This is a genomic window from Aquabacterium sp., assembly GCF_041915145.1.
Lineage (GTDB): Bacteria > Pseudomonadota > Gammaproteobacteria > Burkholderiales > Burkholderiaceae_C > Aquabacterium.
In genome coordinates this window covers 1-10,246 of record NZ_JAYSBZ010000091.1, presented here as the reverse complement: position 1 = coordinate 10,246, position 10,246 = coordinate 1, and the positions used below count along the sequence as shown (strand labels likewise).

Here is a 10,246-nt window from a genome sequence, read left to right as displayed (position 1 = left end):
GTGCTGCAGGTGTAGGGCGCCAGAAAGGCCGCCAGCGCCTGGATGCCGGGGTCGTCGGCCGTGGCCTGGCAGCGCTCTTGCGCGTCGCGCACGCCGGCCGGGTGCAGCCACGCTCGTTGCACGGCCACGCCGGCGGCTTCGAGCTTGTCGGCGTAGCGGCAGGCCTCGTCGCACAGCGGGTCGCCCTCGGCGGTCAGCACCAGGGCGGGGGGCAGGCCGGCCAGGCGCGAGGCCTGCAGCGGGCTGGCGTAGGGGTGCAGGCGGTCGGCCGGGCGGGGCAGGTAGCAGCGGTAGCTGCGCTCCACGGCCTTGACGACCGATTCGGCGCGCACGCAGGCGGCGCGCATCGAGTCGCTCTGCAAGCTGGGGTCGAGCATCGGCAACACCAGGATCTGCCCGGCCAGCTTGGGCCCGAGGCGGTCGCGGCAGACCAGCGCCGAGACGGCCGCCAGGTTGCCACCGGCCTCGACGCCGCCGACAAAGAGGTGCGTGCCGTTCCAGCCGAGCTGGGCGCGCTGCTTGACGGCGCCGCGCAGCACGGCGTGGGCGTCTTCCACCGCGGCCGGGAAGGGGTGGTCTGGTGCGAGCGCGTAATTGGGCGACACCACGTTGATGCGGCAGGTATCGGCCAGCACGCGCAGGCAGTGGTCGGAGGCCTCCACGTCGTCGCTGACGAAGCCGCCGGGGTGAAAGAACACCAGCAGCACGTCGCTGCGGCGTGCCGGCGCGCCACGAAACAGCCGCCATTGCAGCGGGCCGCTGGCGCCGGGCCAGTCGAAGACGGCGTCAGGGGCGGCGGGGTTGATGGGGACAGACATGAATTGCGCAATCGCAGACATTGAATCAGGTCGTCACTTTATTCATCTTTGTTGTGCTAATAAACTGGCTCAATCCGAAATAACTGTTCGTCAATCTGAACAATGGACAAGATCAAAGCCATGGAAGCCTTTGTGGGTGTGGTGAACACCGGCGGGTTTACCCGGGCCGCTGAGTTGCTGAAAGCGCCCAAGGCGAGCGTGTCGACGCTGATCCAGGAGCTCGAGGCGCACCTGGGCGTGCGTTTGCTGCATCGCACCACGCGGCGCGTGACCGTCACCCCCGACGGCGCTGCGTTTTACGAGCGCTGCGCGCGCATCCTCGACGACGTGCGCGAGGCCGAAGAGTCGGTGTCAGCCACCCACGCCGCGCCGAGCGGGCGCTTGCGGGTGGACGTGACCACCAGCATGGCCAGCCACTTGCTGATCCCGGCGCTGGCCGACTTTCATGCGCGCTACCCCGACATCCAGTTGGAGCTGGGCTGCGGCGATCGGCCCGTGAATCTGGTCAGCGAGGGGGTGGACTGCGCGATCCGCGTGGGCGACGTGGCCGACCCCAGCCTGATCGCGCGGCGCATCGGCTCGATGCACTTCCTGACGTGCGCGGCGCCCGCCTACCTGGCGCGGCATGGCGAGCCGCAGCACCCCGACGACCTGACGCGCCACCAGTGCATCAACTACTTCCTGCACCGCACCGGGCGGCATGTGCCGTGGGACTTCGCGCGGGGCGACGAGCGGCGGGAGCTGCAGTTCGAGAGCGCCCTGTCGGTCAACGACTCGAACGCCTACACCGACGCCTGCCTGGCCGGCCTGGGCATCGGGCAGATGCCGAGCTTCGTGTTCCAGCTCTATCAGGACGCGGGGCGCTTGCAGGCCGTGCTGCCCGAGTGGCTGACCGAGCCGCTGCCCGTGCACGTGGTGTACCCGTCGAACCGCCACCTCTCGACCAAGGTGCAGGTGTTCGTGGAGTGGGCCGCCGAAACCTTCGAGAGCCACCCGGGGCTCAAGCGCCACGTGGCCATCGGCGCGCCGGGTTCGCCGGGCGCGCCCTGAGCTCAGTCGTGCAGCTTGAACACGGCCACCTTGCTGCTCAACTCGGTGCCTTGGTCGCGCAGCGCGTCGGCCGCGGTGGACAGCTTGGCGATCAGGTCGGCATGCCCGGCGGCGGCCTCGTGCACGTCGTGCAGCGAGTTCAGTACGTCGCGCACATGCTGCTGGCCGGGGCGCATGAGGTGCACGATCTGGTTCATGCCGTCACCCAGCGATTGCACGGTGTCCGCCGTGGCCTGCACCGATTCGGCGGCGCGCTCGGCCAGGCGGTGGCTCTGCTCGATCTCGTCGATCGAGCCCGACACGATGGCGTGGATCTGCTCGGCCGCCGTTGCGCTGCGTTGCGCCAGCGCGCGCACTTCGTTGGCGACGACCGCGAAGCCCTTGCCGGCCTCGCCCACGCGCGCCGCCTCGACCGACGCGTTGAGCGCCAGGATGTTGGTTTGCGAGGCGATGGCGTCGATGATGTTGACCACGTCGCCGATCTCGCGGCTCTTGGCCTGCAGCACCTCCATGCGCGCCTGCAGCTTGCTCATCGAGCGGATCGAGCGCGCGGTGTTGGCCTCCATCGAGTGCACGCGCGGCAGCGCCTCGTTGACCAGCGTGGCGCAGTTGTCGAGCGTGGCGCGAAACTGATCGAGGCTCGCGTAGATGACTTCGAGCGACTGGGCGCCGCGGCCGGTGCGCTCGCGCAGCGTCTGGTTGCCGTCGGCGATCAGGTGGGTGGCGTGCTCGACGCCGCGCACGCTCTGGCGGATCACCGTGAACAGCTCGGCCAGCTTGAGCAGCGATTCACGCAGCGACAGCAGCGTGTCGGCCACCTCGTCGTTGCCCAGCGGGCGGCTGCCTTCGGTGAGATCGCCGCCGGCCATGCGGCCCACCGAGTAGCGCAGGCGATCGAGACCGCCGCGCAGCACGCGCAGCATCGCCACCAGCAGGTAGCAGGCCAAGGCGCTGCTGACCAGCACGATGATGACCGAGTGCCGCCGGGACTGCTCCAGACTCTGCTGCCGCTCGACCTGCAGCGCTTCAAAACGCTGCGCGGCGAGCCGCTCCATCGACGTGGTCAGCTCCAGCACGGCAAAGCCCGCCTCCAGAAACTCTTGCGGCGCAATCGACGCGTCCTCGTTCGCGAACTGCCGGTTGGCGAGGGCCAGAAAGGCATCGACCCGCTCTTCGACGTTGCCGTGGCGCAGCTCGTCGGCCATTTCAGGGTGCTGACGCTGCAGCGTGGCGATGCTCGACTTGACGTCGCTCCAGTCCTGCTTGGCCGCGCCAAGCGATTGCAGCAGCGGGTGCGCGCTGGCGGTTTGCGTGGCGTGGTCCGACAGCAGCCGCGTGCCGGCGATGACGGCCTCGAACAAGGCGTCGTTGAACATCGGCATGCGGCTGAGCCCGATGCTCATCAGGCGGTATTCGGCGCCGTCGCCTTCCAGCGAGATGCCGGTGGTGCCGCGCGCGGCCAAGTGCAGCGCGTGCAGCGCCGTCTGGTATTCGGCCAGCGTTTGCTGGCGCCTCGCCAGCGGCGCCTGCGCGGAGCCGTCGTACTCGCGGTCGATGTCGGCGGCCTGCCGCAGCGCCTCGCGCGTGTTCAGATCAGCGCCCCATTGCTCGTCCAGCCTTTGCACGGCCCGCAGGCGCTCGTGCACGCTGTCGCTCGGTAGCGTGCCACCCGCGTGGCGAGCGAGCGAGCTCGTCAGCAGGTTCTTGTGCTCGGCCTGCACGGCCATGCGCAGCGCGCCCACCGCGTTCAGGTATTGCGTGCTGCGAAGCTGGGCCTGGATGGCGCGCAGTTGCTCGGTCGAGGTCTTGTAGTAAGCGTGGCCGGTGAACGCGAACGGGGTCAGAAACGCGATCGTGACCAGCGCGATCTTCGTCGCCACCGGAATGTTGCGCATCAGGAGCACGGCCGGCGCCATCAGGCCCTGATACCGATAGGTTTCCAGCGTGCGTGCCAGCCACGCCGGGCTCTTGAGCGGTGCCGCATGCGCGGCTGATTTGAATAGCGATGCCATCGAGGCGTTCCCCCAGGGTTGGCCTCATCGGGCCAATGGGTGTTTCGGCAGACGTGCCATTGAAACAAGGCCGGGCAGGGGTGCTGGCCGAGAAAAGTGCGGCAAATACCCGCTCATTCGATGAATTGCCCGGCCGGCGCGACTCATAAAGTCTGTCTCGCAGTCGATATCCGAACACGACTTTCGCTCGCGCATCTACCCGTTGAAGTATTGGGCGGCCTTTTGTGGCAGAGCGACCAACCCTGGCGAGCCCATGACGACTCACGCAGTTGCGACCTCTGACGATCAGCGCGATCCGTCCGCGCCGGCCTTGCCCACCAGCCATGGTGGGACGGCTGGCTGGTGGAGCGGCGTCGTGCTCGTGGTCGGGCTGCTGGGCGGCGCCGGGTTGGCGGCCCTGGGCGGCGCCTGGGGCGTGGCCGGAGTCGCCATGGCGGCCTTCGCGGCGGGTTGGGCGGGGCGGCAACATGCCGGTGGCGCAACGCCAACCGCACACCGCGCCGACCACGTGATCGTTTCCGCCGAGGTGGACGAACGAGCCGCCTTGCTGGCGCGCCAGATCGTGCCGGTGTGGGCCAGTCAGGTCGAGCTCGCGCGCGCCCAGTCCGAAGAAACCTCGCAAGAGCTGCTGCAATCTTTCGCGACCATCGCCGACGACCTCGACAAGGCCGCATCCCACGCTCCCGATCTCAGCGCCATGCTCGGCGTCGGCGCGGCCGACGAAGTGATCGACCGGGCCGAATCCCACGTGCAGACCCTGGTGGAGCCGATCCGCCGCGCGATGGACGCCAAGGAGCAGATGCTGCACGAGGTGGAACACATCGCCAGCGTGATCAGCGAGATGCGCAAGCAGATCCACGACATCGGCATCGTGGCGCGACACACCAACCTGGTGGCGCTCAACGCGGCCATCGAGGCGCGCCGGGCTGGCGCGGCGGGCGAAAGCTTCGCCGTGGTGGCGCAGGAAGTGCGCAAGCTGTCGGGCCAGTCGGCCGAGATCGGCGAGCGCTTGAGCTCGCGCATCGAAGGCATCCAGGCACAGGTGGCCGAGCTGCGCCGCAAATCCGAATGCGACGACGTGACCGACAAGGAGCTGCGCGAAGCAGCACGCCAAAGTGCCCGCGAGGTGCTGCATCAGGTGATGGCCGGGCTCAACGACGTGAGCTCGTCGTCTCACATGTTGCAAAACATCAGCACCAAGGTGCAGTCCAACCTCGACCAGATCTACGCGGGGTTTCAGAACCAGGACCGCACCAGCCAGATGCTGACCCATATTTGCGCCGACATGGAGCGCTTCAAGACCTGGCTGGCCGGGCAACCGGACCCGGCCGCGCAGAACTTCGGCTTGTGGCTCGAACGCTTGGAAAGCACTTACACCACCGAAGAACAGCGGGCCGCGCATTACGGCGGAGTGGCCGTGAGCAGCAGCTCGGGCGTGGACTATTTTTGACAGAGGTGAAACATGGCCAAGACCATTTTGATCATTGACGATTCGGGCAGCTTCCGCACCGTGGTTCGCATGGCGCTGCAGCGCGTGGGCTACGAGGTCGTAGAGGCCGTCGATGGCCAGGACGCGCTGAAGAAGCTCGACGGGCGCAAATACAACCTGATCGTCTGCGACGTCAACATGCCCAACATGGACGGCCTGACCTTCGTGAAGCAGGCCAAGACGATGGGCTCCTACAAGTTCACCCCCATCGTCATGCTGACCACCGAGTCGCAAGAGTCGAAGAAGGCCGAGGGCAAGGCGGCGGGCGTGCGCGCCTGGATCACCAAGCCCTTCCAGCCCTCGCAGCTGGTCGAGGCGGCCGACAAGCTTTGCATGGCCTGACCCGGCCCGAGCGAGACGACCATGAGCACGCACGCAAGCGCCGCCGAGCTGGCCCTGGAAGGCGAGCTGACCATCTACACCGCCGCCCAGCATCGCGAGGCGTTGCTCGTCTGGGTGCGCGGCACCGGAACGTCGGCCGGAGCCGGCGTGCTGGACTTGTCCGCCGTGACCGACTGCGACAGCGCCGGCGTGCAACTGCTGCTGTCCACGCGCCATTCGTTCGCCCGCGACGGCCGCGCGCTTGAGCTGCGCGAGCCCAGCCAGCCGGTGCGCGAGGCCCTGGCCGGCTTCGGCCTGACCCCGGCCCTGCAGCCGCAAGGAGAGCCCGCATGAGCCAATCGAGCGACGACGAGATCCTGGCCATCGCCCGCGAGGGCTTTCTGGCCGAGGCGCAAGAAATGCTGCGTCAGTTTGAAGACGCGCTGCTGGGCCTCGAAACCACCCCAGACGACAGCGAAACGCTGAACGCCGCGTTTCGCGCGGCGCACACCATCAAGGGCACGGCGGGGCTGTTCGGCTACAACCGCGTCGTGTCGTTCACGCACGAAGTCGAGGCGCTGCTTGAAGTGATGCGCTCGGGCCAGCGGCCGGCCGACGAAGGCACCATCGCGCTGCTGCTGCAAGGGCGCGACCAGATCGACGCCCTGCTGGGCGACACCGCCACCGAGCATGGCGACCCCGACATCGCCGCCCGCAGCGCCGAGCTGGGCAGCCAGTTGCGTGCCTTGATCGGCGGCGGCGGCGCGCACGCCGCGCCGGCGCCGACCACGCCCGAGCCCGAGCCCGCAGCCGGTGGCGCGGACGAGCTCAGTGCGTGGCGCATCGAAGCCCGCTTCGGGCCCGATGCCCTGCGCAACGGACTCGACCCGCTGTCGTTCATCCGCTACCTCGAAAAGCGCGGCCAATACGCTCGCATGCATGTGCTGGCCGAGCGCATCCCCGATCTCGAAAACCTCGACGCCGAGTCCTGCTACCTGGGCTTCTCGACCGAGTTCGCCACCGCCGAAGGGCGCGCGGTCATCGACTCAGCCTTCGAGTTCGCGCTCGAAGACTGCGAACTGGTCGTGGCGCCGCTGGGGCAGGGCAATGCCGTGGGCGCGCCTGCCGCCGCCGTGGCCGTCGAAGCCATCGCGACGCCAGCCGTCGCGGCGGTGCCCGTGGCCGGCGAGCCGCAGGCGCTGGAACAGGTCGAGCGCCGCGCCGGGGGCGGTGACCGCCGAGCCGCGTCGCGCGACCGCCGCGCCGAAGACACGCGCTTCATCCGCGTGCAGGCCGACAAGCTCGACCGCCTCATCGACCTCATCGGCGAGCTGGTGATCGCCAGCTCCGGCTCGCAACTCGCCGCCGAGAACGAAGACCTGCCCGCCTGCTACGAAGCGGCGATGCGCGTGCGCTCGCTGGTCGAGCAGGCGCGCGACGGCGCGATGTCGCTGCGCATGGTGCCCATCGGCGAAACCTTCGCGCGCTTCCATCGCGTGGTGCGCGACGTCAGCAAGAGCCTGGGCAAGGACGTGGAGCTGCAGATCACCGGCGGCGAGGCCTCGCTCGACAAATCGATGGTCGAGGCCATTGCCGACCCGCTCACGCACCTGGTGCGCAACAGTCTCGACCACGGCCTGGAGCTGCCGGCCGACCGCACGGCGGCCGGCAAGTCGCCGCGCGGCACGCTGGCGCTGCACGCCTATCACGAGGCCGGCCAGATCGTGATCGAGGTGAGCGACGACGGCCAAGGGCTCAACCGCGAACGCATTCTGGCCAAGGCCGTCGAACGCGGCCTGGTGCGCCCGGATCAGACGCTGTCGCCCGCCGAGATCGACCAACTCATCTGCGCGCCGGGCTTCTCGACCAAGGAGCAGGTCACCGACCTCTCGGGCCGCGGCGTGGGCATGGACGTGGTCAAGCGCAGCATCGAATCGCTGCGCGGCCAGATGAACCTCGCCAGCGAAAGCGGCCGGGGCATGACCACGCAGATCCGCCTGCCGCTCACGCTGGCCATCATCGACGGCTTCCTGACCGACGTGGGTGGCGTCAACTACGTGCTGCCGCTGGCCATCGTGTCGGAGTGCATCGACGTGCCGCCCGAGTGCAACCAGCACCCCGATCGCGTCACCGGCTACTTCAACCTGCGCGGCGAGGTGCTGCCCTACCTCGACGTGGGGCGCTTCTATCGCCAGGGCGAATCGACCAGCACGCGCCGCAGCCTGGTGATCGCGCGTGATGGCCATACCCGCATCGGCCTGATCGTCGATCAGTTGCTGGGCGAGCACCAGACCGTCATCAAGCCGCTCAGCGGCATGTTCCGCCATCTGCGCGCCATTGCCGGCTCGACCATTCTCGGCTCGGGCGACGTGGCCCTGGTGCTCGACGTGCCCGCGCTCACCGACTACGCCATGCGCCGCAACCAGGGTGCGCGTGCGTCTTTCAACACCGCCGCTGAAACAGGCACTCACTGAGAGGGCACGCCGCCATGCGAACCAACCTGCCGATCACCCAGAACGAGTCCGTCATGTGGGACGGATGCACCATCGTGTCGCGCACCGACCTGAAGGGTCGCATCACCTACATCAATGACGATTTCTTGAAGATCAGCGGCTTCACCGAAGAGGAGCTGATCGGCAAGGCGCACAACATCGTGCGGCATCCGGACATGCCCGAAGAGGCCTTCGCCGATCTGTGGCGCACGCTGCAAGCCGGCAAGCCCTGGACGGGCATCGTCAAGAACCGATGCAAGAACGGCGACTTCTACTGGGTGGTCGCCAACGCCTCGCCGGTTATGGAAGGCAACGAGGTAACCGGCTACATGTCGGTACGCACGCGACCCACTCGCGAGCAGATTGCCGTGGTCGATGCGCTCTATCGCCGCTTCAAGGACGGCACCGCCGGCGGGCTGGCCGTCGTCGAGGGCAACGCGGTTTCAACGAGCTTCGTCAAGGCGCTCAACCCGGTGGCCTGGGTGCTCAACCGCGAGCACCTGCAAACGCAGTTCGCCAGCCTGGGCGCCTTGGCCGCGGCGGGCATGCTCGGCGCCGGCTGGGCCGCGCAGGGGGGCACGCCCCGGCTGGCGCTGCCGGTGGTGTTGTTCGCCAGTTTCGTGGGGCTGGGCTGGCAGGTGGCCCGACGCGTGGGCGGCAGTTTGCGCGCCGGCTCGCAGATGCTCGACAAGTTCGGGCAGGGCAACTTCGATGGCATCGTCAAGGTTACCGGCAACGACGAGCTGGCCGGCATGCTCTACGCCTTGCGCCGGGTGCAAAACCGCCTGGGCTTCGAGCTGGCCGACACCCGCAAGCGCGCCGACGAGGCCATGCGTATCCGCCAGGCGCTCGATGTGGCGGCAACCAACGTGATGGTGGCCGATGTCAACCTCAACATCGTCTACGCCAACGCCTCGCTGCTGGGCATGTTGCGCGAGGCGCAGGCCGATATTCGCAAAGAGCTGCCCAACTTCGATGCCGACCGCGTGGTGGGCAGCAACATCGACATCTTCCACAAGAACCCGGCGCACCAGCGCGGGCTGCTCGACCGCCTCACGGGCTCGCACAACACGCGCATCAGCGTGGGCGGCCGGCGCTTCGATCTCAACATCACCCCGGTGCTGGGTGGCGATGGCAAGCGCCTGGGCCTGGCCGTCGAGTGGCGCGACATGACCGCCACGCTGGCCGCGCAAGAGCGCGAGGCGGCGTTGGCGGCCGAGAATGCGCGCGTCAAGCAGTCGCTCGACGTGGCGCCGATGCCCGTGTGGATCGCCGATACGGCGGGCACCATCGTGTACATCAATCACGCGATGCGCAATGTGCTGCGGCGCGACGCGGCGGCGTTCCGCAGCGAGTTGCCGGGCTTCGACGCCGAGCGCGTGCTGGGCGGCTCGATCGGCATGTTCCACCGCGACCCGCGCGAAGCCGTCGAGCGGCTGGCCTCGCTTCGGGAGTCCACGCAAGCCACGATGGTGCTGGGCGGACACACCTACGACGTGGCGACCACGCCCATCTTCGACGACGCCGGCAAGCCCTTGGGCACCATCGGCCAATGGACGGACCGCACCGACCAGATTTCGGCCGAGCATGAGCTGGGCAGCCTGGCCACGGCGGCGGCCGAGGGCGATCTGTCGCAACGCATCGACTTGTCCGGCAAGGAAGGCTTCTTCAAGCAAGTCGGCGAGAAGTTCAACGACTTGATCGAATCGATCTCGCAGACGATTCAAGAGGTGCGCGCCTCGGCCAGCCAGCTCACGTCGGCGGCCGATCAGGTGTCCTCGACCTCGCAATCGCTGTCGCAGTCGGCGGTGGAGCAGGCGGCCAGCGTCGAGCAGACCAGCGCGTCGCTGCACGAGATGGCGGCATCGATCACGCAGAACTCCGAGAACGCCACGATGACCGACGGCATGGCCACCAAGGCCGCCAAGGAGGCGCAGCACGGTGGCGAGGCGGTGCAAAAGACGGTGGACGCGATGTGCGAGATCGCCAAGAAGATCAGCATCGTTGACGACATCGCCTACCAGACCAACCTGCTGGCGCTCAACGCGGCCATCGAGGCGGCGC

The 10,246-nt window shown here is 68.2% G+C and carries 8 protein-coding genes; 6 read left to right on the top strand and 2 right to left on the bottom strand.

The features are described 5' to 3' along the window. On the bottom strand, nt 1–818 hold an 818-nt coding region (locus tag ACE3SS_RS13545; protein WP_374594800.1), incomplete at its 3' end, for an alpha/beta hydrolase. 102 nt (nt 819–920) lie between these two features. Here ACE3SS_RS13545 and ACE3SS_RS13540 point away from each other — a divergent pair. Then, nucleotides 921–1,868, top strand: a complete 948-nt coding sequence (locus ACE3SS_RS13540; RefSeq protein WP_374594798.1) for a LysR family transcriptional regulator — start codon at nt 921–923, stop codon at nt 1,866–1,868. 2 nt (nt 1,869–1,870) lie between these two features. On the opposite strand, the gene ACE3SS_RS13535 is transcribed toward ACE3SS_RS13540, so the two are convergent. After that, entirely contained in the window at nt 1,871–3,880 is a 2,010-nt protein-coding gene (locus tag ACE3SS_RS13535; protein WP_374594796.1) for a methyl-accepting chemotaxis protein, read from the bottom strand. A gap of 253 nt (nt 3,881–4,133) precedes the next feature. Here ACE3SS_RS13535 and ACE3SS_RS13530 point away from each other — a divergent pair, with 253 nt between their 5' ends. The 5 genes from ACE3SS_RS13530 to ACE3SS_RS13510 form a co-directional block, all read left to right on the top strand. Next, the gene (locus ACE3SS_RS13530; RefSeq protein ID WP_374594794.1) at nt 4,134–5,330 is read left to right on the top strand and encodes a methyl-accepting chemotaxis protein; all 1,197 of its coding nucleotides are present in this window, start codon (nt 4,134–4,136) and stop codon (nt 5,328–5,330) included. A gap of 12 nt (nt 5,331–5,342) precedes the next feature. Further along, nucleotides 5,343–5,711 carry a response regulator gene (locus ACE3SS_RS13525; protein WP_374594792.1) on the top strand — a complete coding sequence of 123 codons (369 nt, stop codon included), beginning with the start codon at nt 5,343–5,345 and terminating at the stop codon, nt 5,709–5,711. Nucleotides 5,712–5,732: 21 nt separating this feature from the next. After that, nucleotides 5,733–6,044: a lipid asymmetry maintenance protein MlaB gene (locus tag ACE3SS_RS13520; RefSeq protein WP_374594790.1), complete on the top strand. Its 312-nt coding sequence runs from the start codon at nt 5,733–5,735 to the stop codon at nt 6,042–6,044. Beyond that, nucleotides 6,041–8,164 (top strand): chemotaxis protein CheA, encoded by a 2,124-nt coding sequence (locus ACE3SS_RS13515; protein WP_374594788.1) that lies wholly within the window; start codon nt 6,041–6,043, stop codon nt 8,162–8,164. Before ACE3SS_RS13520 ends, ACE3SS_RS13515 begins: the two co-directional genes overlap by 4 nt. 14 nt (nt 8,165–8,178) lie before the next feature. Next, nucleotides 8,179–10,246: PAS domain-containing protein (locus ACE3SS_RS13510; RefSeq protein WP_374594786.1), on the top strand; the 2,068-nt coding region annotated here is incomplete at its 3' end.